Here is a 23536-nt window from a genome sequence, read left to right as displayed (position 1 = left end):
CCCTTCATGGTGACGAACAAGGGCTATGGCATCGTGTGGGACAATCCGTCCGCCACAACCGTGTCGCCGGGCCTCAACAACAGCACGCACTGGCAGTCCAAGGTCGGGGAGCGCGTGTCGTTCTTCATCATCACCGGCGACACGACTGACCAGCTCTATGCGGGCTATGCCAAGCTGACCGGCAGCACACCCCTGCCCCCAAGGCGGCGTTCGGCCTGATCCAGTCCAAGGCCCGCTACGAAAGCCAGGCCGAGCTGCTCGGCATCGCGGAGGGCTATCGCAAGCGCAACCTGCCGCTCGACGTGATGGTCCTCGACTGGTTCTACTGGACCCGGATGGGGCGGCTCGACATCGACCGCACCTACTTCCCCGACCCGAAGGGCATGAACGACACGCTGCGCGGCCTGGGCATGCGTTCGATCATCAGCGTGTGGCCGCGGTTCGAGCGGGAATCGCGCTATTACGACTTCCTCGCTGCCAAGGGCTGGTTGCTGCACGACAAGCACGGCAGCGTCGTCGACGGCCTGCCCGTTCGCGCCGACCGCGCCGGCGCGCTGCTCGATTCTACCGCTCCCGAGGCCCGCGCGGGTTCTGGGGCAAGATCCGCGACAATATCGCCTCGCAGGGGTTCGACTGGTTCTGGCTCGACGAAACCGAACCGGATCTGGTGCCGGACGGCCATTTCTTTTCGATCGGGTCGGGTGACCGCTATCACAACCTGTTCCCGCTGGTGCACACCAGTGGCGTGGCGGAAGGATCGGCGCGGGATCGGCCCAACCTGCGCAACCTGATCCTTGCGCGCGCCGCCTATCTGGGCACGCAGCGCAATGGTGCGCTGTTCTGGTCCTCCGACGTGCAATCGACGTGGGAAGCGCTCCGCCGCCAGGTGCCGGCTGGCCTTGGATTCACCGCCACGGGCCTTGCCTATTGGAGCAGCGATACCGGCGGCTGGCAGTATCCGTCCGGCCCGAAGGCCGAGCGGCCGCCACTGCTCGATCCGGCGGGCGCGACCGCGATGCCGCCAAGCTATGCCGACTATCCCGAGCTGTTCACGCGTTGGTTCGCCTATAACAGCTTCACGCCGACGCTGCGCATCCACGGGCAACGCCCGGGCACAGCACTGTGGGAATATGGCACGGCCGCCGAGCCGGTGCTCGCGAACTTCCTGCGGCTCCGCTACGCCATGGTGCCGTATCTGTATTCGCTGGGGTACCAGACCTACAAGACGGGTGCACCGTTCATGCGCGCGCTGTTCATGGACTTCCCGAATGATCCGGCGGTGTCGACGATCGGCGACGAGTATATGTTCGGCCCGGCCTTTCTCGTCGCGCCCGTCACCGCGCAGGGCGTGACCAGCCGCGACGTGTATCTGCCCGCGGGCGCGGACTGGTATGATTACTGGACCAACCACCGCTACACTGGTGGGCAGACGGTCAAGGTCGCCGCTCCGATCGACAAGATTCCACTGTTCGTTCGTGCGGGCTCGATCGTGCCGATGGGTGTGCAGGTGCCGAGTACCGCGACGAGGCAGGCGCTCGACAGCATCCGCGTATACCCGGGCCGAGACGCCAGCTTCACGCTGTATGACGATGACGGCGTCACCAACGGCTATCGCAATGGCGGCGGCATCACCGCGACACTCCGCTGGGACGATGCGGCAAAACGCCTGACCGCGTCAGGGCGGCTGCCGACCGGACAGGACGCAGTGAAACTGGCGCGTGTGGTGGAGCCGGACAAGCTCTAGGGGAAGTATCCTCGAGCGGGCCGTGTACGGTGTGCTTGGTTTGTCGCTGAACTGGTAAAGCGCTAGCACGTTGGCGACCACCTGCCGAAGCCCCACCGCTCAGGTAGCACTCCCGATTTCTTAAGTGGCTCCCTGCTAACGCAGATATCCTACGGCTTTCATACGACCGCCGCCGATGATAAAACCGTTGGGCCGGTGGGTTAGAACGGCTCGTAGACGCGGCGGATCTAGGTTCCGCTCTTGTCGAAGGGACGTGGGTTCGACTCCCTCAGGCCTCACCACACGGAGGACTTTATGACGCACAAAAGCTCCGATACATCCTAGGAAGACTATTACGCTGAACAGGTGGCCGCTGAAGAAGCCGCCGATAGATCTTACGAAGAAGCCCTCCGGGCACTATCCGATAAATCGAGCGACCCTCGACATCCGAATTTCGACGCTGGACTTGCGACTGAGTGAGCAGCGTACATCGATAAGTTCGGGATCGACCCCGAGCGACCCTAACCCCTGAAAGTGGGCTGGTGCGAAGCTTGAAAATCAAGCATTCAGGCAGCTTCCGGCACTTGTGGTGGGAAACTGCATCGCCAGCCTACACATCAGTGAGAGCGCAAACCTGCGCCTTCCTCCATTCCGAGGTGCAACCACCTGCGCCTACGGTAGAGTCGGCACCATGGCCGACGAGATAAAGCCCACGACGACGGGCGACATCCGCAAGCTGCTCGCACACCTTCTAGCTGGCGCAGTGGGCGAAGATGAAGCGCACTGGCTCAAGCTGATCGGGCCGGTGACCGCACTGCCCATCATCGACGCTCCCAGGTCAAATTGGCAGATTGAGCCCAAAGGCAAGCCAGCGGAAATCGATGCGCGCGACGATCTTGAGGAGGCGCATCGCGTCTGCGAGCCCGGCAAGTACAGGGACATCCTCGGCGCGCGTCTCGCTGCGCTGTGATCCGGGCATGCGCTGCCGCCCCGGCGCAAGCGTTGCGGAAGGCGTAAGGCGGCGCTTTGCCCGGCGGCCGCGGCTGGTCTAAGCTGGCCGTCACGCCTCAGCTCCATCTGACCTTCACCCTCGATTTATCCGATGATGAGGCGGCGGCAGCAGCCGACACGCTCGGCCGCAATCCCGCCGATCTGGCCCAGCATCTCCAGCTCTACGCCCCGGCGGCGCTGCGCGAATATGCTGACATGCTCGCCGGGCAGGCGATGACCAGCGTCACCGACTTGCGTGAGCGTCGGCTGGTCGCGATCCTGATGGCCTTGCCGGCCGCCGATTTCCCGACTGATGAGCGGATCGCGCGGCTGTTCAACCTAACCAGTGCGCAGGGCCGGGCGCTGCTGCGCGCTACGCTGTCGCGGCACCGCAATCGCCTCAAGGGCGTGATGGAGGCGGCGGCGCGTCGCTTCATCGCGGCGTGCCAAGGCCAGCCGGGAGCCGAACGCGAGGCGCGCTTCCCGAACGCGGTGGTGATTGAGATGCTCAACGGTCAGCTCGCGGCCGCCAACTCGCCCCGCGCGCCGATCCGCCGCAGGCCCGACACGTTCGACACTTATGTGGTGGCGAACGGCGCGTTCAACGAACTGCAGGCGCTTTACCCATGAGCACTACAGAGCATCTCCCTGACGCCATTTCCGCGGCAAGCCTCGTCCTCGCGGTGCTTGCTGCGCTCTTTACCCTTTGGCTGCCCGCAGTTTCGGCCGCGCTGGCGATTATACCGGCGGCCGACAAGGAGGATCGGGGCCCCCAGCGCCCCAGGTCGTGATGATACTGCTCACCAAAGCGCTGCCGCTCGCCGGCGCCACGGTCGCCGCTACGCTTATTCTGCTGCCGCGCGGAATATCAATCATCGACGAGGCATGGGCGCGCTGGCGCGAGTTGAGCTTCGACGACGTCAAAGCTTTCTTTGTGCTCACGCTCTCGCTCATGTTGCTGCTCGCCGTGGTCTCGGTAGCGCAGCTCATCGGGCTCCTCGCCAAGTGCAAGGCTATAGGTCCCAAGTGATCTTAGCCTCACGAAGCGGTCCGGATTAGACCGGGCAGCCGAGCTGCTAGCGCTGTTCGGACACTGAGCTTGTCAATGCCCGGGATTGGAGAGCGAATCTTGCATTCGACACGCGTAAGCAGCGCGTTTGATATGGAACATTCGGCGAAAATCCACCCGCTTCCAGCTACGGTTTCGCAGTAAATATGCCGTTAATTGCAACATTGTGCAACTATCTACCGGATAAGCCGTTGAAAACGCTGGTGACCCCTACGAGAATCGAACCCGTGTTTTCGCCGTGAGAGGGCGCTTTCTCGGCGCCGGGTAGAAGCCTTTGTTGGAAAGTTTGCGCGGCAGCTCTCATGATGCAGATGGCAATTGCCAATATTCTCGAAAGGAGCCGGGTTCGAGAATGGCGAGCAGCACGATTTTTGTACGATCGGCTCAATCCAACCGCATGTGTCGTCAACCCGGATGGCCGATCAGAACCGCGCCTGTTGCAACTACCAGGCAGGCCGCAATCCGATAGCGGCTCAGGCGTTCGCGAAGGAAGATGCGTCCAATCACGGCGGCGAAGACGACGCTTGTCTCGCGCAGCGCCGACACGGGTCCCATCGCGCCACGAGCCATGGCGAAGATGACGATGGCGTACGCCAGAAGCGAGGCAAGCCCGCCACCAGCCGCTACCAGCATCTCCTGTCGCCCGCGCACCAGGGTGCGGGCATCGCGCAGCATGATGTAGCTCGCCGGCGCGAGCAGGCCCCACGACAGGCACATCCATACGGTGTAGCCCAGCGGTGCGCCTGACAACCGGACGCCCAGCCCGTCGGTCACGCTGTAGGCGCCGATGAAGCAGCCGGTTCCTAGCGCGAAGAGCAAGGTTTTCCGCCCGATGGCTCTGCCTTGGAAGGCCAGTGCGACGATCCCGCCCGATACCAGCAGCACTCCCGTCAGGCTGAGTACGTCGGGCAGCTCGCGCGCGAAGATTGCCGCGCCGAGCGAAACCAAAAGCGGCGAGGCCCCGCGCGCGATCGGGTAGGTCTGCCCGAGATCGCCTTCCCGGTAGGTCCGTACGAGGAAGAGGTTGTATCCGGTATGGAGCAGCGCTGACAAGGCAACGCAGCCCCAACTCGCCCTTGCGGGAATCGGTAAGAAGGGAGCCATCAGGGCACAGGCAACCGCGATGGCGATGCACATGATCGTCATCGACCAGAGCCGGTCGCCGCCTCCGCACAGAAGGGCGTTCCAGCTCGCATGGAGGACCGCAGCGACCAGGACGATCAGGCTGATACCGATGGACATGAGGGTCCTCGGCTAGCCGCACAGCCAAGCGCCGCGCATTACCGCGTCGCTTTCGTTCGCGCGGTGAGCTTGTTGCCGTCCGGATCCCGGAGATAAGCAACAAAGACACCGTTCGGGCGCTCGCACGGCGGCGTTTCTATGGAGGTGCCACCATGCGCGGTGCCGGCCTCGTGCCATGCGCGGACATGGTCCGCGCTCAGGGCGGCAATGCCGATCGTTCCGCCATTGGCCGCCGTCGCCGGGTGGCCGTCGATCGGTCGGGTGATCATCAATCTTCCACCGTCGTGTTCGTAGATGAGCCGGCCTCTCTCGTCCTTCTCGCCCGATTTGCCGCCCAGCGCCGCAAAAGTTGCGTCATAGAAGGCTCTGGATCGTGCCAGGTCGTTGCTACCGATCATGATGTGCGTGAACATATGTTCTCCCAGATTGGCTTTGAAAACAGGGAATTATCGGTGGCTTTTTCGCTGCTTCGTCCGAGCGGCGTCAAGGACGAGAATGGTCGGCGGATAGCTCCGCCGACCCAGGAGGGACCTTATTGCCGGCCATCCTGATAGGCTTCTTCGGGACGGACCCGGGTAAGCGTCGTCACTTCGATGAAGTAGCCGCCTTTTGCCCGGAAATAGAAGCACCAGGCGCCGTGCGCATCGCGCGGCGCCTGCGTTTCCCATCCGTCCCCGCGCAAGCGGGCATGCAGGGCATCCACGGCATCGCGGGTCTCTTGAATGAAGCCTATATGCAGTATGTCGAGCTGTTTGGGGTAGTCGAAGCCGTCAAGCTTGTTTTTGAAGTGATTGATGATCAACACCAGCCCGTCGTCATCCTGCAAGATTGCCATCTTTGTGCCGCGCACAACGAGGGTGTGCAGGCCGAAATACTGCTCGAACATCGTTCGATCAGCTTCGACATCATGGCTGTATAGGTTGAGGTGGTTCAGCTTCATGGTCATGCCTTTCCGTTGGTTAGACGGACACGAGCCGATCGCGGTCAGACAACGACGACCGGCCACGCACGAGGTGAACCCTCGCTGTATCCGGCCATGGCCAAGAGCGGCGTGACCCGCTCAAGCGTGACTGTCTCCGGGGAGACCGCAGGTTGTCACCATACCTGCATCGCTGTCTTTTTAGGCGCGTTGCAATTTAGGGGGCATAGTTTGGGCGTCAAGCCGGAGACGGGTCTTGCGCTAAGCAACTTACGATCAGGTTGCCGACGCTTTCGAGGTTTAGGCGATCCGCGCCGGGGGCCACTTCCCAAAATATGGCATCGAGCAAACATGGCGTCGCACATACATGCCCCCAAAGATGTCATTCTTCCCACCCGCCGCCCAGCGCCAGGAAGAGGTCGATCTGTCGATCGACGACGCTGGCGCGAGCGGTGGACAGGCTAGCCTGGGCGTCGGCGTACCCGGCCTGTGCGTTCAGGACGTCGAGGAAGGGTGTGCGGCCGAACCGCTGGAGCCTTTGAGCATCACGGCTCGCATGTGCGGCAGCGTCTGCCGTCCGCTCCAGATCCCGCAGCCGGTCCCTCGCCCGGGCATATGCCGATAGCGCCGTCTCGGTCTGTTGCAGCGCGGTCAGCACGGCGCCATCGAAGCCCGCCAGCGCGGCGTCGGCATCGGCACCGGCCTGATCGATCCGGGCACGGACCGCTTTCCTGTTCGGGAACGACCACGACACGAGCGGGCCGAGGCTGAACCCGAATGAAGTCGATCCCAAAGCGCGGCCTATCGAAGCAGCCGTGCCTGCCGATCCGCCGATGCTGACCCTCAGGTAGAGCTCGGCCTCCGCGATGCCGATGCCCGCAGTGGTCGCCGCGAGCACGCGCTCGGCCCTTCGCACGTCCGGGCGACGCCGGAGCAGTATCGCACCGTCCCCGGCGGGGATCGGCCGCGCAAGCGCGGGGACAGCGGCGCAGGCCTCGAGTTCGCGTGGATAATCGGAGGGCGTCCGGCCCATCAGCGCGGCCACTTCGAACAGCGCGGCCTTTCGGTCGGCAAGGATGTCCGGGAGGGCTGCCTCACTGGCGAAGGCGGCGGCGCGTGCCCGGTCGATGTCGAAGCGCGTGCCGCGTCCCCCGTGCGCCGTGCGCACCGCCACCGCCAAGGTCGCGCGCTGGATCGCGGCGATGTGCTGCGCCGCTGCCAAGGCCACCCCATCGGTGCAGACCCGTGCATAATTCCGGGCAATGGCTGCCGCGACCACAACGCGCACCTGATCGCGCGCCGCCACCGCCACTTCTGCTTGCGCAGTAGCGGCCTCGATCCCGCGCCGGATGCCGCCCGCGAGATCGAGCGGGTAGCTGGCATCGAAACCGAGCGCGTAGCTGAACGGCGCCGGCAGGGCGGCAGTGGGGCCGCCGATCCGGCCGCCCGATGCCTGGCCGCTAAGGCCGGTGCTTATGGTCCGTGCGGCAGCGGCTTCGCGAACAATCGCGCTCGCGCGGCGGAGATTGGCGTCGGCAGCGCGCAGGTCAGTGTTGGCGGCCAGCGCCTCCTCGACATAGCCGTCGAGCCGGGAATCGCCGTAGAGCCGCCACCAGCGCGGCGGCAACGCGGCCTGCGACACGCTCCCATCCTTGCTTCCCAGAAACGGTGCCGTCGCTTCAGGTCGGTTGACGATCGCGGCCGGGGGAATGCGATAGTCCGACTCGGCGACACAGCCGGCGAGGAGCAGGGCGGGGAGAGTGGTGACGACGCGCTTCACGACCGCCGCCCTCCTGCCGTCGTGGCGACGGCGGGAAGAAGCTCCACGGTCGCCGTTCGCCCCGCGATCAGGCGGGTGCCGGCAGGCACCCGATCGATATGCACGCGAACGGGAATACGCTGGGCAAGCCGAACCCAGGAGAAAGTCGGCGCGACCTTCGGCAGCAGATTGCCGGTATCGTCGCGCTGATCATCGGCGATCGCGGCGGCGATGCTCTCGACATGCCCGGCGATCTCGCCATCCTCTCCCATCAATCGGACGCGCGCGCGGTCGCCGATCGCCACCCGGCGCAGCTTGGTCTCTTCGAAATAGCCCTCGACCCGCAGCGAGGCCGTGTCGACCAACGCCATCGCCTGCGCGCCGGAGGCAAGATAGTCGCCGGAGTGGATGTCTAGGTTGGTGACGATGCCCGCGACGGTGGCGCGGATTTCGGTCCGCTCGATATCGACCTTGGCGATATTGCGGTCGGCGATGGCGCGGGTCAGCGCGGCCTCGGAGGTCCGGACCCTGGCAGCGCTCTGTTCGCGCGCCTCGGTCGCGACGAGGTCGCCCAACGCGACGTCGCGGCGCGCCTCCTTGCGCGCCTGTTCGAGCTGCGCACGCGCCTCGGCAATGGCGGCGTCCGTGCGCTCGATCGTCGCGGCGAGACGCGGCCTGTCGAGGACGATCAGGAGTTGCCCGGGCCGGACGGTCTCGTTGTCGCGAACCGTCACCTGCGTCACCAGCCCACCGACGTCGGTCGAGACGCGAACGACATCCGCGCGGATGCGGCCGTCGCGCGTCCAGGGCGTCTGCTGGTGCCGGTCCCAGAGCTGCCAGCCGATCAGCGCGGCAATAGCGACGACGGCAAGCGTGATGCCGTAGCGCGCGAGGACGGAGAGAATGGACTTCATAACAGGGTTCCGGTCACAGGCTGGCCCGCACGAGCAGGCCGTAGAGGAGGACGAACACGGCGATCTCGGTGAGCGCCGGCAAGGCGAGGCGGCGCGGCAGGCCGGTGACGGCGAGGAGCCGCAGGAGGAGCACTGTCGCGATTAGGGCAAGGCAGGCGAGCGCCAGCAGTCCCGGTACCAGGACGCCGGCAATGTCGAGGTCGCGGATCATGCCGCGCGCTTCGGATCGGTGGCGGCTGCGGCAGCTAGCGCAAAGCGTAGGTCGAGCAGCGGATCGACCAGCCGCCACCTGCCTTCGTCCGCGTCGGCCGCGATGCGCGCGATCAGCGTTTCGAGGCGCTGGTCCAATGCCGTGAGCGCGTCGGCATCGCCATCGCGCCCGTTTGCCCAACCCTCGGCAAGCGCCCCAAGCAGTTGGCGCGCCTGCTGGTCGATCTCGCCAGTGGCAGGAGCCAGCGCGCGGTGCAGCCCGGCGGCCGCATGCCCGATGCGGAGATGGCGCAGCATCGCGTCGAGCGTGTCGGGGCGCGAGCGCTTTGAGGCCGCAAGCCGAGGCAGGAGCAGGGCCGTGCGGTCGACCATCAGGCTCGTCCAGCCCGCCTCGGCTGGGCCATGGCCGCGCGCGCGCCGGGCGACGTCGCGGCGGCTCAGCCGCAGCAGGCGATCGATCGCCGCATCGGCAGGCACGGTCTGGAGCAGGGTCATGCTTGCCGCCCCGAACGCGGTTGCCACGAACAACGCTACGCTGCCGTTGAGCGCATCGGCCAAATCGCCGCTATACTGCGCGCCCAGCCCGGACAGGATCGGGATCGTTAGCGTAATGCCCAGCGCCATATAGGCCGTGGCCGGCCGCGCCTGCAGCGATCCCCCCCACAGGAACGGGGGAGCGAGCACGGCGACCAGCGTTGGGAAATCCGTAACGCGCGGCAGGATGACGAAGCTGTAGGCCAGGCTCAGCACGACGCCGTAGAGCGAGCCCAGCATGTATTTGCGCACATTGGGCGCAGGCGCGTCGACATTGCCGAACAGCGCGCAGGTGACGCCGAGCACCGATACCGCCAGCCCGCCGTCCGGCCAGGCCGACCAGATCCAGAACAGGCAGCCGGCCAGGATGCCGAGGGTCGCACCGATCGCGGCACGTGCTGCCATGAGCGGATCGCGGTGATGGACATAGCCCGTTGCCGACATGCCACCGAACCGCGGTGTGCGATTTCGCGCCGGACGGGCGTTCGCAAGCTCCCGCCCCAGCAGGTCACCCTCGTGGAGCAGCCCGACCAGTTCGGCGAGGTGGCCGGCGAGATTGCCGGTCTGCAGCCGTCCCTCGTGCGCCGGTTCGGCATAGACGGTCGCTCGTAGCTGATGCGCGCGGTCGATCAGATGGTGCGCGGTGGCGTCCGACTCCGGCGAGGGCGCAGCGTCGATCCACTGGCCGATGGCGTGCAGCAGCGCCGCCAGCGCTTCGTCGTCGCACATCGCTGACAACCGCGCCTCGATCTCCGTCGCCAGCGGGAGCAGCCGCGCCAGCCGATCGTGGAGGTGCCGCAACGTCGCACGGCGGGGGCGGGCGATCGCCGGGTCGTAGGGAAGATGCGTCGCCAGCCCATCCAGGGTAAGCAGGTCGAGCGCCAGCCGGTGGCGGTCGGCGCGCTGTCGCGGGTCCGTTTCGCCGCGCAGCACGTCGCCGGCCAAGCGCCGTGCATCGCGCAGCGTCGCTGTCGCCTTGGCCAGGAACTGGCCCGTCATCGGCCGAGGCAGCACGAATCGGTGGATCAGCACGGCACAGAGAATGCCAAGCCCGATTTCCTGCACGCGGACCAGCGCGGTGTCGAAGATCGCGTCCGGCTCGGCGACGCCGGGAAAGCCGATCAGGCTGGCGGTATAGCCGGCCAGCACGAAGGCATAGGCGCGCGGCGTGCGGTCGAGCAGCGACAGGAACAGGCAGAAGCCGATCCAGCCGGCCAGCACCAGGCTGCAAATGATCGGCTCGCCGACAAAGGTCGGGAGGATCATCACCGTCGCCGCGGCGCCGACCAGCGTGCCCGCCATGCGATAGACGCCGCGGCTGATTGATGCACCGGCCGAGCCTTGCGAGACCAGATAGGCCGTGATGATCGCCCAAGACGGGCGGGGAAGCCCGATGCGCAGGGCGATGTGATAGGCCAGCATCGCCGCCGCGAAGGTCTTGGCGGAGAAGAGCAGCGCCTCCGCATCGGTTCGCAGTGCCGGTGTGCGCAGGAAGGTGCCGATCGGCGGCAGCGTCAGACGCGGCCCGACCCAACCATAAGTGTAAAACAGCCAGATACCCATTGGCTTGTTGATAACGATTCTCAAATCGTTATAAATTCGGTATCCTGACAATCAGTCCCTGAATTCGGTCAATCGCATGCTGTCTCCGCAACCTGCCATCGCCGCCTTTGATCCCGACGCGACCGACCGGCCTGCGGTTGCCCGCAATCTCGATTTCGCGGACTATGCGGCAGAGGTGCCCGCGCATGTGCACCGCAAGGGGCAGATGATCCTGGCGCTGCATGGTGCGGTCACTTGCACCGCAAACGACCAGCTCTGGATCGTCCCGCCGAACTGCGCAGTCTGGATTCCGGGGGGCACGCCCCACAGTGCCCGCGCCACGCTCAACGCGCGGCTGAGCTACCTGTTCGTCGAGCCGGGGGTGGCAAGCCTGCCGGACCATTGCTGCGCGTTGTCGATATCCCCGATGATCCGCGCGATGATCGATCGACTGACAGAGGAAGGCGCCAGCTATCCGCCGGACGGCCATGGCGCACGGCTGGCGCGCGTGCTGCTCGACGAACTGGCCGAGATGCCACACGAGCGGTTCAACCTGCCGGTTTCCACCAACCCTAAAATCCGGGCCATTGCCGATGCGCTGACGTCCAACCCGTCGGACCGCGCCACCCAGGCGGAATGGGCGAAGCGCGTGGCGATGGGCGAACGGTCATTGTCACGCCTTATGATCCGCGAAACCGGTCTCACCTTCGGTCGTTGGCGCCAGCAGCTACATCTGGTCATCGCGCTTCGGGAACTGGCAGGAGGTGCATCCGTGCAAGGCGTGGCTGCGGATCTGGGCTATGAGTCCGTCAATGCGTTCATCACCATGTTTCAAAAGGCGCTGGGGAGTACGCCTGCGCGCTTCTTCGCCGCAAGGCGACATAATCGGGCTTGATGTTCAAGCTCGCGGAGCAGACCGGGATCTTGGGTGGTGGGATCGTAGGTCCGACGTGCGCCCGCGGCCGCGTGTGTGCGCACGCGCATATTTGACGCATATTAGATGAGTTTGGTGTTGAAGTGGCTAAGCCACTGAAATATGTCGCACCCGACAGCATTCAAACCTGTGACCTCTGTCTTCGCAGCGCTGTGCGTTGCCAGATCTAGCTGCTGCACCTCTTCAACGAGCAACAATGATCGCGACTTCAGATTCGCGGGATGCGGAATGCACCTCCGTTACCTATGCGTTACCTAGGTCCACAAAAGCGCCTATTAGGTAACGCGAATTTTCCAGCTGTTTATGGCGCGCCCGGCTGGATTCGAACCAGCGGCCCCAAGCTTAGAAGGCTCGTGCTCTATCCAACTGAGCTACGGGCGCGCATTGTGGATGCCTTTAAGCGCAGATTGCGCGGGGGGCAAACGCCTCGCATAGTGCAGTGCGATGAACATGCCATCCCGGCCCACCCACGTCACCGCCCGCAGCCTCGCCGGCGGGCATTTCCGCTATTTCGATTTCGTGATGGCGGCCTTCGTCGCGATCATCCTGCTGTCGAATGTGATCGGCGCGGGCAAGGTGGCGCAGATCTGGCTGCCCGGCGTGGGATATTGGCCGTTCGGCGCCGGCATCCTGTTCTTCCCTATTTCCTACATCATCGGTGACGTGCTGACCGAGGTCTATGGCTATGCCCGCGCGCGCCGGGTGATCTGGGCCGGGACGGCCGCCGTGCTGTTCATGGCGTTCATGTCCTGGGTCGTCGTGGAACTGCCCCCGGCGCCGGACTGGAAGAATCAGGCGGCGTACGCGGTGATCTTCGGGCAGGTGCCGCGGATCGTGCTCGCCTCGGTCTGTGCCTTCTGGGCGGGCGAGTTCGTCAATTCCTATGTGCTCGCACGCATGAAGCTGTGGACCGGCGGCCGGATGCTGTGGACGCGTACCGTCGGCTCGACGATCGCGGGCCAGGCGATCGACAGCCTGATCTTCTACCCGCTCGCCTTCTGGGGCGCCGAGGGATGGACCAACGCGCTGGTGGTGAAGGTGCTGTTCACCCAGTGGGTGCTCAAGGTTGGTTGGGAAGTGCTGCTGACGCCGCTCACCTATCTGGTCGTGGGGTTCCTCAAGCGCGCCGAAGGCGTCGACGTGTTCGACGAGGGTACCGACTTTACGCCCTTCGCGACCCGCATTTGAGCCCCGGCCGATCGCGCGTGGGGAGCGCTGCGAAGGCCTGAAACCAATTCTTTCTGGCGTTCGGTGAAAATCCCCGCATGCTGGTGGGAAATTGGTTGCCAAGGATTCCCGTGCTCGCGTTCAATCCGCTATATTCCATCGCCGGGGTACTCGTGGGGCTGCTGGTCGGCATGACCGGGGTCGGCGGCGGCTCGCTGATGACGCCGTTGCTCGTTCTCGCCTTTGGCTTCCACCCGGCCACCGCGGTGGGCACCGACCTGCTCTACGCCTCCGCCACCAAGACGGTGGGGGCGGGGGTGCACGGCCTGCACGGCACCATCGACTGGAAGGTCGTGCGGCGGCTCGCCTATGGCAGCGTCCCCGCGACGATCCTGACGCTGCTGTTCCTCTCAAGCGCGCAGGAGCATGCCAAGAATAGCGGCGGGGTGATCACGGTCACGCTGGGCATCGCCTTGGTGGTGACCGCAGTCGCCACCTTCTTCCGCAGCAGGCTGGTGCCGTTCATGGCGCCCAAGTTCGAGCGGCTCGGCGAGGCGCGAATCGGCTATGTCACCATCGCGCTCGGCGCGGTCCTGGGACTGCTGGTGTCGCTGACCTCGGTGGGGGCAGGGGCGCTGGGGATGACGGCTCTGCTAATGCTCTATCCGCACCAGGCGGTGAACAAGCTGGTCGGGTCGGACATCGCCCATGCCGTGCCACTGACCCTGCTCGCGGGGCTCGGCCACTGGATGCTGGGATCGGTGAACGGATCGCTGCTCGTGTCGCTGCTCGCCGGTTCGATCCCCGGCATCATCCTCGGCAGCCTGCTGGCGACGCGCACCTCGGACAAGGTGCTGGTGCCGATCCTTGCCGCGACGCTCGCGGTAGTCGGGCTGAAGATGCTGTTCTGACCATAAAAAAAGGCCGCGGTCCGGGGACCGCGGCCTTATATTCTTACGCCGTAGCGATCAGGCGACCGCGGCGAGCAGCCCTTCGAACAGCCGGCGGCCGTCGTCGCCGCCATGTGCGGCTTCAATCTTGCGCTCCGGGTGCGGCATCATGCCGAGCACGTTGCCGGCGGCGTTCACCACACCGGCAATGCCCCGCGCCGAACCGTTGATGTTCTCGCCGTAGCGGAACGCCACGCGGCCTTCGCCTTCGAGACGGTCCAGCGTCTCGGCATCGGCGAAATAATTGCCGTCATGGTGCGCGACCGGGATCGAGAGATGCTCGCCCGCCTGGTAGGCGCTGGTGAAGATCGACTGGCTGTTGTCCACCACCAGCGGCACGTCGCGGCACACGAAATCCAGCCCCGCGTTGCGCATCAGTGCGCCCGGCAGCAGTCCGGTCTCGGTGAGGATCTGGAAGCCGTTGCAGATGCCGATCACCGGCGTGCCGCGATTGGCCGCCTCGATCACCGCCTGCACCACCGGCGAGCGCGCCGCGATGGCGCCGCAGCGGAGATAGTCGCCATAGGAGAAGCCGCCGGGCAGGGCGATCAGTCCCAAGCCCTCGGGCAGTTCGCTGTCGCCGTGCCACACCATGTGCGGCTTGGTGCCGGTCACGCTCTCCAGCGCGACCGCGATGTCGCGATCGCAGTTGGAGCCGGGGAAGACGATGACCGCGGTCTTCACAGCTTTTCGATCCGGTAGTTCTCGATCACCGTGTTGGCGAGCAGCTTGCGGCACATCTCGTCGATCGCGGTGTCGCTCGTCGAATCGGCGACCTCCAGTTCGAAGATCTTGCCGGCGCGGACATCCTCGACGCCCTCGAAACCGAGGCCGCCGAGCGCGTTCTGAATGGCCTTGCCCTGCGGATCGAGCACGCCGTTCTTCAAGGTGACGATGATGCGGAGTTTCATGGGCGGCGCTATGGCGCGAGAGGGCCGAAGTCGCAACGGTAAAACGTGGAAACAGTCGTTTCCTCCACCGCGAAGCGGGGGAGGGGGACCGCCGCCGAAGGCGGTGGTGGAGGGGGCAAACGACAAAGGGCCCCGCTTGCGGCGAGGCCCCCTCCACCATTCGCTGCGCGAATGGTCCCCCTCCTCCGGAGCCATGCTCCGGGGGAGGAAACGCTATGGCTTACTTCCCCCGCTTCTTGCGGTGCGTCTCAAGGTCGAGCACGTCGGAGCCGTCGCCTTCCGGAAACAGGCCCAAGCGGCGGGCGACTTCCTGATAGGCTTCGACTTCGCCGCCGAGATCGCGACGGAAGCGATCCTTGTCGAGCTTTTCGCCGGTGGTGATGTCCCAAAGGCGGCAGCCGTCGGGGCTGATCTCGTCGGCCAGGATGATCCGGGGATAGTCGTTTTCCCAGATCCGGCCGAATTCGAGCTTGAAGTCGACCAGGCGGATGCCGATGCCGGCGAACAGGCCCGAGAGGAAGTCGTTCACTCGGATGGCCATGTCGGCCATGTCGTGCAGTTCTTCCTGCGCGGCCCAGCCGAACGCCAGGATGTGCTCGTCGGTGACCATCGGGTCGCCGAGTGCATCGTCCTTGTAGTAATATTCGACAATCGTGCGCGGCAGCGGGGTGCCTTCCTCGATGCCGAGCTTCTTCGCCAGCGAACCGGCGACGACGTTGCGCACCACGACCTCGATCGGCACGATCTCGACCTGGCGGATCAGCTGTTCGCGCATGTTGAGGCGGCGGATGAAGTGGGTCGGGATGCCGATGCCGCCGAGCAGCGTAAAGACGTGCTCGCTGATGCGGTTGTTGAGCACGCCCTTGCCGTTGATCGTGCCCTTTTTCTGGGCATTGAAGGCCGTTGCGTCGTCCTTGAAATACTGGATCAGCGTGCCGGGCTCCGGACCCTCGTAGAGAATCTTAGCCTTGCCTTCGTAGATTTGCCGGCGGCGTGCCATGTCGGCCTAGTCCCTTGGAAATGCGTTGCCCCGGCTCCACGGGATTTCTCCGCGTGACCGCCGGGGCTCTGGAAGGCTTCGCGCTATACCGCAAGGGGGGCGGGGGTGCAATGCGGCGCGGCACCGGCTGCGCGGCGTCGGCGGCCGCGCCGCTAATTACCCTAAATACCTCCTGTGTGCCCGCAGCCGTCCTAAAATGGGAAGGCTATGGGCAGCAACGGAACGGGACAATGACGCGCTTCGGCAAGGCGATGCTGGTCGGGCTGGATCATACGCCCGAAGCCGGCATCAAGCCATATACGGTGCAGGTGGCCGAAGGCCTTCGGCGCAATAATCGGCTGGCGCGGTGGCGGCATCTGGCGTTCTACAACTATGCCTACAATTATATCTTCTGGTTGCGCACCAGGTCCAACGACCCCGCCAGGCTGCGAAAATTGGGACGGATCGAGCGGTTGCTGCGTGCGCCGCTGGCGCGCATCGGCCGCACGCCGCGCGCGGCGGAGTTCCGCGAGATCGACTTCCACTTCGCCGAGAAGATGCTCTCGCCGGCGCTGGTAGATCGCATGGCCGCCGCGATGTTCGCGCCCCAGACGTTCAGCGATCCCTATCTGCCGGGGTTCGAGCATCGCGGTGCGCCCGAGGCGACCGACCATCCGTTCCTCTACATGGATCCGCAGCGGCTGTTCGAGGATCCGGCCTTCCTTGAAATCTGCAGCAACCCCGATCTGATCGCCTTTTGCCGCGAGACGCTGGGGCCGCGCGCGGCGCTGAGCTGGGCATGGGCGTGGATCTCGCAGCCGGCCGGCTTCGCCTATCAGAACCAGAACTGGCACCGCGACTGCGCCGAGCCGCTCAACTTCATTCGCGTGTTCGTGCCGCTTTCGCCGATCGCAACGCGCGAGGACGGTCCGCTGGAGATGATTCCCAAGACTTCGGGCCTGCGCGAATATTACGAGGTGCGTCGTTTCCGCGACGAGGATCTGGAGGCGCTCAAGCAGGCGATGGGCGCTGGCGTGGTGCTGGCCGAGAAGGGCGACGTCTATTTCGTCAATACCTTCGCGCTTCATCGCGGTACGCCGCCGCTGCACCGGCGGGGCATGCTGTCGCTGCTCGTCTCGATCGGGCCGTCGCACCGCACGCCCTCGATCCGCAAGCTGAAGCTGCGCGAGGTGCCGGAGCATCTGCGGCCGCTGATCGCCGGGAACCGCAGCTTCTTCCGCCATCTGGTGGGCTGATCCCGAAACAATTCGCGACATTGGCTGGATCATAAGGGGAACGCCCTTGGCGTTTCCCCCTCCTGCCTGCTATCCGGGATGGCGATGAGCCTCGACACCGACGTTTCCGAACCTTCCGGCGCCTCCGATGTGCCCTTCGACAGCGCGCTTTCCGAGCGTTACCTCGTCTATGCGCTGTCGACGATCACCGCGCGTTCGCTGCCCGATGTCCGCGACGGGCTGAAGCCGGTCCACCGCCGCCTTCTCTGGGCGATGCGGCTGCTCAAGCTGGATCCGGCGAGCGGGTACAAGAAGTGCGCGCGCGTCGTCGGCGACGTGATCGGTAAATACCACCCGCATGGCGACGCCTCGGTCTATGACGCGATGGTGCGCTTGGCCCAGACCTTCGCGCTGCGCTATCCGCTGGTCGACGGGCAGGGCAATTTCGGCAATATCGACGGCGATAACGCGGCGGCCTATCGCTACACCGAGGCGCGGCTGACGCAGGTCGCGATCGACCTGATGGACGGACTCGACGAGAACGCCGTCGATTTCCGCCCGACCTATAATGGCGAGGACGAGGAGCCGGAGCTGTTCCCCGGCCTGTTCCCGAACCTGCTCGCCAATGGCGCGGCGGGCATCGCGGTGGGCATGGCGACCAGCATTCCGCCGCACAATGCTGCCGAGCTGATGCAGGCCGGGGTCGCGCTGATCGACAATCCTGCGGCCAATGTGCTCGACTTCGTCAAGGGCCCCGACTTCCCGACCGGCGGCATCGCGGTCGACAGCCCCTCCGCGATCGCGGAGGCCTATACCACCGGCCGCGGCAGCTTCCGCGTGCGCGCCAAGATCGAGAAGGTGACCGAGAAGGGCGGGGGCTGGCACCTGATCGTCAGCGAGATCCCCTACGGCGTGCAGAAGGGCAAGCTGATCGAGGGCATCGCCGCCTTGGTCAACGACAAGAAGCTGCCGATCCTGGGCGACGTTCGCGACGAATCGGCGGAGGACATCCGCATCGTCCTCGAGCCGCGCAGCCGTACCGTCGATGCCGACACGCTGATGGACAGCCTCTACCGCCTGTCCGATCTCGAAGTGCGCGTGCCGCTCAACCTCAACGTGCTCGACAAGAACCGCACGCCGCGAGTGATGAGCCTGGGCGAGGCGCTCGCCGGCTGGCTGGAACACCAGTTCGTGGTCCTCCAGCGCAAATCACAGCACCGGCTGGCGAAGATCGCCGACCGGCTGGAGCTGCTGCGCGGCTACATCACCGCCTATCTCAACCTCGACCGGGTGATCGAGATCATCCGCACCGAGGACGAGCCCAAGCCGATCATGATGGCCGAGTTCGCGCTGACCGATCGCCAGGCCGAAGCCATCCTCAACATGCGCCTGCGCTCCCTGCGCAAGCTGGAGGAGATGGAACTCCGCCGCGAGCAGGAGAAGCTGGAGAAGGAACAGGCCGAGCTGGAGACGCTGCTCGGCTCGGAAGGCCGCCAGCGCACCTGGATGAAGCGCGCCCTGGGCAAGATGATCACGCGCTACGGCCTGGAGACGCCGCTGGGCGCCCGCCGCACCGCGATCATCGAGATGGCGCCGGCGCGCGAGATCCCGCTGGAGGCGATGATCGAGCGCGAGCCGATCACCGTCATCCTCTCGCAGCGTGGCTGGATCCGCGCGATGAAGGGGCATGTCGAGGATCTCGGCGGGGAGGCGCTGAAGTTCAAGGAAGGCGACGGGCCCTTCCTGGCCTTCCACGCCCAGACCACCGACAAGCTGCTGCTCGCCGCCGACAATGGCCGCTTCTACACGCTGGGTGCGGACAAGCTGCCCGGCGGTCGCGGCTTTGGCGAGCCGGTGCGGCTGCTGGTCGACCTGGAAGCGGAGCGGCACATCGTCACGCTGTTGCCCGCCAGCGCTGCGCCGAAGCTGCTGGTCGCGGCGAGCGACGGGCGCGGCTTCATCGTGAGCAGCCAGGAAGTCGTCGCCGAGACCCGCAAGGGCAAGCAGGTGGTGACGCCAAGGCCCGGCGCGCACCTCAAGCTGGTTCGCCCGGTCGGGCCCGAGGACGATTTCGTCGCGGCCATCGGCGACAATCGTAAGATGCTGGTCTTCCCGCTCTCCGAAGTGGCGGAGATGACGCGCGGGCAGGGGGTGCAGCTCCAGCGCTATCGCGACGGCGGCCTGTCCGACGTGATCACCTTCAAATTCGCCGACGGCCTGCGCTGGCGGATGGGGGGCGAGCAGGAGCGCTATCGCTCCGAACCCGACGTGATGCCGTGGCGCGCCGCACGCGGCGCAGCGGGGCGGATGCCGCCCACCGGTTTCCCGCGTGATAACAAATTTTGATTGATAAAACCTGCGGATGCGCCCGCGTCCTTCAGGCCGCTTTAACTAGTTTGCGGCTATGCCGAGGGGGATGGCGTTTCGAAGGGTCCGGGCTCTGAGTATGCGTACCGCGGAGCCTGCTCCGCGGGTCGAGGACCCGTCTTCGGCGCTGCCGGCGGGGACCGACGCACTGCTCGAACTGATGCCGATCCCGGCTGCCGTGCTGGAAATCCAGAACGGTCGCTACGTCTTTACGGCGGTCAATGGTCCCTTCCGTGTCGCAGGGCTCGGCTGCACTGCGCAGGAGTCGCCGGTGGTGCAACTGCTCGGCGCGAGGATCGGCCAGTTCCTTGCCTCCGATCTGCAGCAGGAGGAAATCGCCTGGCGCTTCGGCGGCGAGGTCGACAGCCGCCATTTCCGCGTGGTGCTCGCCCGCCGCGACCCGGCCGAGCCGCGCTGCCTGATCACGCTGATCGACCAGACCTCCGAACTCCGCACCGAGCAGAGCCTGCGCCGCGAAATGGCGACCGACAGCCTCACCGGCCTGCCGAATCGCGCCGGCTTCTCGGACGAGCTTGAAACGCGGCTCGGCGAAGCTGGGGCGACCGCGCATGCCGTGCTGGTGATCAACCTCGATCGCTTCAGCCGGGTCAACGCCTGCATGGGCGCGCTGGCGGGGGACGAGCTGCTGATCTCGGTTGCGCGCCGCATCAAGGGTGCGCTGCGCGGGCGCGACGTGCTGGCGCGGATCGGTGGCGACGAATTCGGCGTGCTGATGACGCTCGACGACGGGCCCGATGACGCCGCGCAGGTTGCCAAGCGCGTCCATGCGGCCTTCACCAATCCCTTCCGCCTTTCGAATTTCGAGATCCGGGTCGACTGCTCGATCGGTATCGCGCTCGGCTGTGATATCGATACCGATCCCGAGGATCTGGTGCGCAACGCCCAGCTGGCGGTGCGGCGCGCAAAGAAGAGCGGCCATACCGAATTCTACCACACCCGCGCCTTCGACCTGGCACGCGAGCAGTTCGCGATCGAGACCGAACTGCGCCGCGCCATCGAAAATGGCTGCATGACGCTCAACTTCCAGCCGATCTGCGACCTCGGCACCGGCCGGATCACCTCGTTCGAAGCGCTCGCCCGCTGGACCAATGACGATGGCGTGCTGATCTCGCCCAACGCCTTCATCCCCGTCGCGGAGGAGTCGGGCCTGATCGTCCCGCTCGGGCGCTGGGCGATGGAAGAGGCTGCGCGGACGCTCGCCGAATGGGACGTGCGCGCGGGCGGCAATTGCGGCGTGAAGATCGCGGTCAATCTCTCGGCGATCCAGCTGCAGCGCGACCAGATCGGCGCGATGGTCAAGAACGCGCTCGATCGCCACAAGATGCCCGGCTCGCGGTTCACGCTGGAGCTGACCGAAAGCGCGATCGTCAGCGATCCCGATCGCATCGCCCAGACCATGACCGCGCTGAAGGACCTCGGCACCACGCTGGCAATGGACGATTTCGGCACCGGCTATTCGAACCTCGCCTATCTGCAGAAGCTGCCGATCGACGTGCTCAAGATCGACCGCAGCTTCGTCACCGGCATGCTCGCCGATCGCGACAAGGTGGCGATCATCCGCGCGATCCTCAGCCTCGCCTATGCGCTGGGCATGCAGACGACCGCCGAGGGCATCGAGACGCCGGAGCTCGCCCAGACCCTAGGCGCGCTGGGCTGCACCTACGGTCAGGGCTATCATTATTCCCGGCCGGTCCCCGGCGACGCTGCCTTCGCGCTGATCGAGGCGTTCAAGGCCTGAGCCACCACGGCGTCGGCGATCGCGTCGACTCGCCCCGCATCGGGGAAGGCCTCCGCAATCCACTGATCTTCGATCGCACGCAGCGCGCGGGCGACGTCCGGGCCCTTGGCGAGGCCGCGTTCGACCAAGGCGCCGCCGGTGAGCGGCAGGCGCGGAATTTCCCACCCGGTGAGTGATGCCCAACCCTTGGCGGCTTCCGCATCGTCAGCCGCGAGCAGCAGGCGATCCTCGGCGGCCTCGCGGTCGATCCGATAGGCGAGGGCACGGGCGTCGTCGGTGCCGCCGTCGGTCAGCGCGAGCACCAGCCGCTTGCGCTGGGCATTGGAGAGCTTGAGCCGCGCACCGATCAGATCGCCCGCAGCCGGGTCGCGCGGCAGCAGCGCGGCGAGGCGACGGATCGGGTCGGGCGTAGCCCCGAGCTGGGCTTCGCGATCGGCTAGTTCGGCCAGCTTGGCGGTGGTGGTGATCTCCGGCACGACCGGTTCGAGGATTCCACGCTCCAGCATCAGCGCGGTCACGCCCACGGCGTCGCGGGCGACCAGCAGCTTGAGCAGCTCGTCGCGGATGCGTTCGCGGCTGAGCGCCATCAGGTCGCGGGCGCGGGCGGTGCAGGCGTCGAGCCCTTCGGGATCCGGCGTGTGGCCGAAGCGGGCGAGGAAGCGGAAGAAGCGCAGGATGCGCAAATGATCCTCGGCGATGCGCCGCAGCGGATCGCCGATGAAGCGTACGCGCCGGGCTTCCAGATCGGCCAGCCCGTCGAAATAGTCGAACAGCGCGCCGGTGTTGGGATCGGCATAGAGCGCGTTGATGGTGAAGTCGCGGCGTGCTGCGTCCTCACGCCAGTCGTCGGTGAAGGCCACGGTGGCGTGGCGGCCGTCGGTGGAGACGTCGCGGCGCAGCGTCGTCACCTCAACCGGGCCGCTGTCCAGCACCGCCGTGATCGTGCCGTGTTCGAGGCCGGTCGGCACCGCGCGGATACCGGCGGCGCGCAGCCGCGAGAGCACGTCATCCGGGGAGAGCGCTGTGGCCAGGTCGAGATCAGCGACGGGAATGTCCAGCAGCGCATCGCGCACCGCGCCGCCGACGAAGCGGCACAGCCCCTCGCCCGCACCCAGCACCTTGGTCAGCGCGTCGAGGCCGGGCCGGGTGCGCCAGTCGGTCTCCGGCAGCGTCAACGCGGCCATGCCATTCGCCGCGACAGGTTGACCAGCATCGCCGCGGTGGCGCCCCAGATTCGATAGTCGTTCCACATTATCTCGTAATAATGGCGCTCATGCCCTTGGTAGAGCGCGCTTTTCTTTTGATGGTTGGCGTCGTCGAGGAGGAAGTCGAGCGGCACTTCGAACACCTCGGCCACCTCGGCTTCGGACGGCACGAGCGTAAGGTCCGGCGGGACCACGCCGATCACCGGCGTTACCTGGTAGCCGGTGACGGTACGATATTGCTCGACCGTGCCGACCACCTCGACCAGCCGGCGGGGCAGGGCGATTTCCTCCTCGGCCTCGCGCAGCGCGGCGTCGACCGGATCCTTGTCCTCCGGATCGATGCGGCCGCCGGGAAAGGCGATCTGCCCGGCATGACGGCGCATATTGGCGTTACGGCGGGTGAGAAGGACGCCGGGTGCATCGCGATCGGTCACCGCAAGCAATACGGCGGCGGCGCTGGTCACCTGGGCGGGATCGAAAAAGGCGTGGTCGCCGGGGAGCAGGGTGGTCGCCTGGGCCGGCCCGCTCTCCAGCGCGCGCCGGAGCTGGTCGGCAAGCCTCATGCCTCTGGCTCGAGCGGGAAGAACACGCCCTGGCTCCACACACCTGGCGGTTTGCCGTCCTGGGTGAGCGCCAGTTGGGCGAGTTCGTAATAGACGTTGCGGCCGACCAGCGCGTCGAGCCCGCCGCGCACCGTCAGATAGGGGTGCGGGCCATCTTCGCGCGCTTCGATCCGCAGCGGATGCTCGGGCCCGGCGACGACGACATCCCCGGTGTTCAGCCGGAAGGCCAGGCGCGTCGCCTTGCCTTCGCCCTCGATCTTGAGTTCGACCGCGACGAAGGGCGCGTCCTCCACAACGATGTCGAGCTTTTCGACGGGCGTCACCAGCACGAAGCCCCCGTGGGGCTCGCGCCGGAGGATCGTGGAGAAGAGCCGCACCATCGCCGGTCGGCTGATCGGGCTGCCTTGGTGGAACCAGGTGCCGTCGCGGGCGATGCGCATCTCGCTGTCGCCGCAATGCGCCGGGTTCCAGCTTTCGACCGGCGGCAGGCGGTGCTCTTCCGCCAGGCGGGCGATCTCGGCGAGCGACAGGCTGGCGAAATCGGGGGGCGGCGTGTTGGGCATG

The 23536-nt window shown here is 66.0% G+C and carries 22 protein-coding genes, 2 tRNA genes and 1 pseudogene; 10 read left to right on the top strand and 15 right to left on the bottom strand.

From position 1 onward, the window contains the following. From ACTJKY_RS16015 to ACTJKY_RS16000, 4 genes and pseudogenes are all read left to right on the top strand, one after another. Positions 1-1744: pseudogene (locus tag ACTJKY_RS16015) on the top strand (glycoside hydrolase family 31 protein); the annotation flags it as partial. A 670-nt stretch (positions 1745-2414) separates the two neighbouring features. After that, entirely contained in the window at positions 2415-2693 is a 279-nt protein-coding gene (locus ACTJKY_RS16010; RefSeq protein WP_440847107.1) for a hypothetical protein, read from the top strand. Positions 2694-2749: 56 nt separating this feature from the next. Continuing rightward, the gene (locus tag ACTJKY_RS16005) at positions 2750-3343 is read left to right on the top strand and encodes a hypothetical protein (protein ID WP_440847106.1); all 594 of its coding nucleotides are present in this window, start codon (positions 2750-2752) and stop codon (positions 3341-3343) included. 160 nt (positions 3344-3503) lie between these two features. Continuing rightward, complete coding sequence (locus ACTJKY_RS16000) at positions 3504-3743, top strand: hypothetical protein (protein ID WP_440847105.1); 240 nt, start codon at positions 3504-3506, stop codon at positions 3741-3743. A gap of 240 nt (positions 3744-3983) precedes the next feature. Here ACTJKY_RS16000 and ACTJKY_RS15995 read toward each other — a convergent pair. The 8 genes from ACTJKY_RS15995 to ACTJKY_RS15960 form a co-directional block, all read right to left on the bottom strand. Further along, positions 3984-4055, bottom strand: a tRNA-Glu gene (locus tag ACTJKY_RS15995). 132 nt (positions 4056-4187) lie between these two features. Continuing rightward, positions 4188-5024 carry an EamA family transporter gene (locus ACTJKY_RS15990; RefSeq protein ID WP_440847104.1) on the bottom strand — a complete coding sequence of 279 codons (837 nt, stop codon included), beginning with the start codon at positions 5022-5024 and terminating at the stop codon, positions 4188-4190. 38 nt (positions 5025-5062) lie between these two features. Then, the gene (locus ACTJKY_RS15985) at positions 5063-5437 is read right to left on the bottom strand and encodes a VOC family protein (RefSeq protein WP_440847103.1); all 375 of its coding nucleotides are present in this window, start codon (positions 5435-5437) and stop codon (positions 5063-5065) included. Between the two features lie 119 nt (positions 5438-5556). Beyond that, positions 5557-5970 carry a VOC family protein gene (locus tag ACTJKY_RS15980; RefSeq protein WP_440847102.1) on the bottom strand — a complete coding sequence of 138 codons (414 nt, stop codon included), beginning with the start codon at positions 5968-5970 and terminating at the stop codon, positions 5557-5559. Between the two features lie 355 nt (positions 5971-6325). Next, the gene (locus tag ACTJKY_RS15975) at positions 6326-7723 is read right to left on the bottom strand and encodes an efflux transporter outer membrane subunit (RefSeq protein WP_440847101.1); all 1398 of its coding nucleotides are present in this window, start codon (positions 7721-7723) and stop codon (positions 6326-6328) included. Then, on the bottom strand, positions 7720-8616 hold the full coding sequence (locus tag ACTJKY_RS15970; RefSeq protein ID WP_440847100.1) for an efflux RND transporter periplasmic adaptor subunit: 897 nt from the start codon (positions 8614-8616) through the stop codon (positions 7720-7722). The genes ACTJKY_RS15975 and ACTJKY_RS15970 overlap by 4 nt, the downstream gene beginning before the upstream one ends. A gap of 13 nt (positions 8617-8629) precedes the next feature. Continuing rightward, entirely contained in the window at positions 8630-8827 is a 198-nt protein-coding gene (locus tag ACTJKY_RS15965) for a DUF1656 domain-containing protein (protein ID WP_440847099.1), read from the bottom strand. Beyond that, complete coding sequence (locus ACTJKY_RS15960) at positions 8824-10923, bottom strand: FUSC family protein (RefSeq protein WP_440847098.1); 2100 nt, start codon at positions 10921-10923, stop codon at positions 8824-8826. Before ACTJKY_RS15960 ends, ACTJKY_RS15965 begins: the two co-directional genes overlap by 4 nt. Positions 10924-10999: 76 nt before the next feature. Here ACTJKY_RS15960 and ACTJKY_RS15955 point away from each other — a divergent pair, with 76 nt between their 5' ends. After that, positions 11000-11797 (top strand): AraC family transcriptional regulator, encoded by a 798-nt coding sequence (locus ACTJKY_RS15955; RefSeq protein ID WP_440847097.1) that lies wholly within the window; start codon positions 11000-11002, stop codon positions 11795-11797. Between the two features lie 343 nt (positions 11798-12140). Here the strand turns inward: ACTJKY_RS15955 and ACTJKY_RS15950 are convergent. Then, positions 12141-12217, bottom strand: a tRNA-Arg gene (locus tag ACTJKY_RS15950). Positions 12218-12280: 63 nt separating this feature from the next. Between ACTJKY_RS15950 and ACTJKY_RS15945 the strand changes: the two genes are divergently transcribed. Together ACTJKY_RS15945 and ACTJKY_RS15940 are read left to right on the top strand one after the other, a co-directional pair. Next, complete coding sequence (locus tag ACTJKY_RS15945; RefSeq protein WP_440847096.1) at positions 12281-13024, top strand: queuosine precursor transporter; 744 nt, start codon at positions 12281-12283, stop codon at positions 13022-13024. Positions 13025-13101: 77 nt separating this feature from the next. Then, positions 13102-13914 (top strand): sulfite exporter TauE/SafE family protein, encoded by an 813-nt coding sequence (locus ACTJKY_RS15940; protein ID WP_440847095.1) that lies wholly within the window; start codon positions 13102-13104, stop codon positions 13912-13914. Positions 13915-13971: 57 nt separating this feature from the next. Here ACTJKY_RS15940 and purQ read toward each other — a convergent pair whose 3' ends face one another. From purQ to purC, 3 genes are all read right to left on the bottom strand, one after another. Then, positions 13972-14637 (bottom strand): phosphoribosylformylglycinamidine synthase subunit PurQ, encoded by a 666-nt coding sequence (gene purQ / locus ACTJKY_RS15935; RefSeq protein WP_440847094.1) that lies wholly within the window; start codon positions 14635-14637, stop codon positions 13972-13974. Next, positions 14634-14864, bottom strand: a complete 231-nt coding sequence (gene purS / locus ACTJKY_RS15930) for a phosphoribosylformylglycinamidine synthase subunit PurS (RefSeq protein ID WP_440847093.1) — start codon at positions 14862-14864, stop codon at positions 14634-14636. Before purS ends, purQ begins: the two co-directional genes overlap by 4 nt. Positions 14865-15084: 220 nt before the next feature. Continuing rightward, positions 15085-15864, bottom strand: coding sequence for a phosphoribosylaminoimidazolesuccinocarboxamide synthase (gene purC, locus ACTJKY_RS15925; protein ID WP_440847092.1), 780 nt, complete (start codon positions 15862-15864; stop codon positions 15085-15087). A 230-nt stretch (positions 15865-16094) separates the two neighbouring features. On the opposite strand from purC, the gene ACTJKY_RS15920 reads away from it, so the two are divergent. The 3 genes from ACTJKY_RS15920 to ACTJKY_RS15910 all read left to right on the top strand — a co-directional run bounded on the left by ACTJKY_RS15920 (position 16095) and on the right by ACTJKY_RS15910 (position 21204). Further along, the gene (locus ACTJKY_RS15920; protein WP_440847091.1) at positions 16095-17099 is read left to right on the top strand and encodes a hypothetical protein; all 1005 of its coding nucleotides are present in this window, start codon (positions 16095-16097) and stop codon (positions 17097-17099) included. 84 nt (positions 17100-17183) lie between these two features. Continuing rightward, positions 17184-19424, top strand: coding sequence for a DNA topoisomerase IV subunit A (gene parC, locus ACTJKY_RS15915; protein WP_440847090.1), 2241 nt, complete (start codon positions 17184-17186; stop codon positions 19422-19424). A gap of 100 nt (positions 19425-19524) precedes the next feature. Next, complete coding sequence (locus ACTJKY_RS15910; RefSeq protein WP_440847089.1) at positions 19525-21204, top strand: putative bifunctional diguanylate cyclase/phosphodiesterase; 1680 nt, start codon at positions 19525-19527, stop codon at positions 21202-21204. Here the strand turns inward: ACTJKY_RS15910 and ACTJKY_RS15905 are convergent. The 3 genes from ACTJKY_RS15905 to ACTJKY_RS15895 are packed head-to-tail and all read right to left on the bottom strand — an operon-like array spanning position 21144 to position 23535. Then, a complete protein-coding gene (locus tag ACTJKY_RS15905) occupies positions 21144-22388 on the bottom strand; it encodes a CCA tRNA nucleotidyltransferase (protein ID WP_440847088.1) in 1245 nt (414 codons plus the stop codon). The genes ACTJKY_RS15910 and ACTJKY_RS15905 overlap by 61 nt on opposite strands. Continuing rightward, positions 22376-22972, bottom strand: coding sequence for a CoA pyrophosphatase (locus ACTJKY_RS15900; RefSeq protein ID WP_440847087.1), 597 nt, complete (start codon positions 22970-22972; stop codon positions 22376-22378). Before ACTJKY_RS15900 ends, ACTJKY_RS15905 begins: the two co-directional genes overlap by 13 nt. Beyond that, positions 22969-23535, bottom strand: a complete 567-nt coding sequence (locus ACTJKY_RS15895) for a DUF1285 domain-containing protein (RefSeq protein WP_440847086.1) — start codon at positions 23533-23535, stop codon at positions 22969-22971. Before ACTJKY_RS15895 ends, ACTJKY_RS15900 begins: the two co-directional genes overlap by 4 nt. Between the last annotated feature and the right edge of the window lies 1 nt (position 23536).

It is taken from the genome of Sphingomonas sp. 22176 (assembly GCF_052045505.1).
Taxonomy (GTDB): domain Bacteria; phylum Pseudomonadota; class Alphaproteobacteria; order Sphingomonadales; family Sphingomonadaceae; genus Sphingomonas.
This window is presented reverse-complemented; position numbering and strand designations above follow the sequence as displayed.

Excerpts from the sequence above, each read along its gene's own strand:
- ACTJKY_RS16010 (WP_440847107.1), top strand. The coding sequence starts at position 2,415 with ATGGCCGACGAGATAAAGCCCACGACGACGGGCGACATCCGCAAGCTG.
- ACTJKY_RS15905 (WP_440847088.1), bottom strand. The coding sequence starts at position 22,388 with ATGGCCGCGTTGACGCTGCCGGAGACCGACTGGCGCACCCGGCCCGGC.
- ACTJKY_RS15970 (WP_440847100.1), bottom strand. The coding sequence starts at position 8,616 with ATGAAGTCCATTCTCTCCGTCCTCGCGCGCTACGGCATCACGCTTGCC.
- ACTJKY_RS15945 (WP_440847096.1), top strand. The coding sequence starts at position 12,281 with ATGAACATGCCATCCCGGCCCACCCACGTCACCGCCCGCAGCCTCGCC.
- parC (WP_440847090.1), top strand. The coding sequence starts at position 17,184 with ATGAGCCTCGACACCGACGTTTCCGAACCTTCCGGCGCCTCCGATGTG.
- ACTJKY_RS15990 (WP_440847104.1), bottom strand. The coding sequence starts at position 5,024 with ATGTCCATCGGTATCAGCCTGATCGTCCTGGTCGCTGCGGTCCTCCAT.
- ACTJKY_RS15955 (WP_440847097.1), top strand. The coding sequence starts at position 11,000 with ATGCTGTCTCCGCAACCTGCCATCGCCGCCTTTGATCCCGACGCGACC.
- ACTJKY_RS15985 (WP_440847103.1), bottom strand. The coding sequence starts at position 5,437 with ATGTTCACGCACATCATGATCGGTAGCAACGACCTGGCACGATCCAGA.
- ACTJKY_RS16000 (WP_440847105.1), top strand. The coding sequence starts at position 3,504 with ATGATACTGCTCACCAAAGCGCTGCCGCTCGCCGGCGCCACGGTCGCC.
- ACTJKY_RS15980 (WP_440847102.1), bottom strand. The coding sequence starts at position 5,970 with ATGACCATGAAGCTGAACCACCTCAACCTATACAGCCATGATGTCGAA.
- ACTJKY_RS15965 (WP_440847099.1), bottom strand. The coding sequence starts at position 8,827 with ATGATCCGCGACCTCGACATTGCCGGCGTCCTGGTACCGGGACTGCTG.
- ACTJKY_RS15920 (WP_440847091.1), top strand. The coding sequence starts at position 16,095 with ATGACGCGCTTCGGCAAGGCGATGCTGGTCGGGCTGGATCATACGCCC.
- purC (WP_440847092.1), bottom strand. The coding sequence starts at position 15,864 with ATGGCACGCCGCCGGCAAATCTACGAAGGCAAGGCTAAGATTCTCTAC.
- ACTJKY_RS15895 (WP_440847086.1), bottom strand. The coding sequence starts at position 23,535 with ATGCCCAACACGCCGCCCCCCGATTTCGCCAGCCTGTCGCTCGCCGAG.
- purS (WP_440847093.1), bottom strand. The coding sequence starts at position 14,864 with ATGAAACTCCGCATCATCGTCACCTTGAAGAACGGCGTGCTCGATCCG.
- ACTJKY_RS15940 (WP_440847095.1), top strand. The coding sequence starts at position 13,102 with ATGCTGGTGGGAAATTGGTTGCCAAGGATTCCCGTGCTCGCGTTCAAT.
- ACTJKY_RS15910 (WP_440847089.1), top strand. The coding sequence starts at position 19,525 with ATGCGTACCGCGGAGCCTGCTCCGCGGGTCGAGGACCCGTCTTCGGCG.
- ACTJKY_RS15900 (WP_440847087.1), bottom strand. The coding sequence starts at position 22,972 with ATGAGGCTTGCCGACCAGCTCCGGCGCGCGCTGGAGAGCGGGCCGGCC.
- ACTJKY_RS15960 (WP_440847098.1), bottom strand. The coding sequence starts at position 10,923 with ATGGGTATCTGGCTGTTTTACACTTATGGTTGGGTCGGGCCGCGTCTG.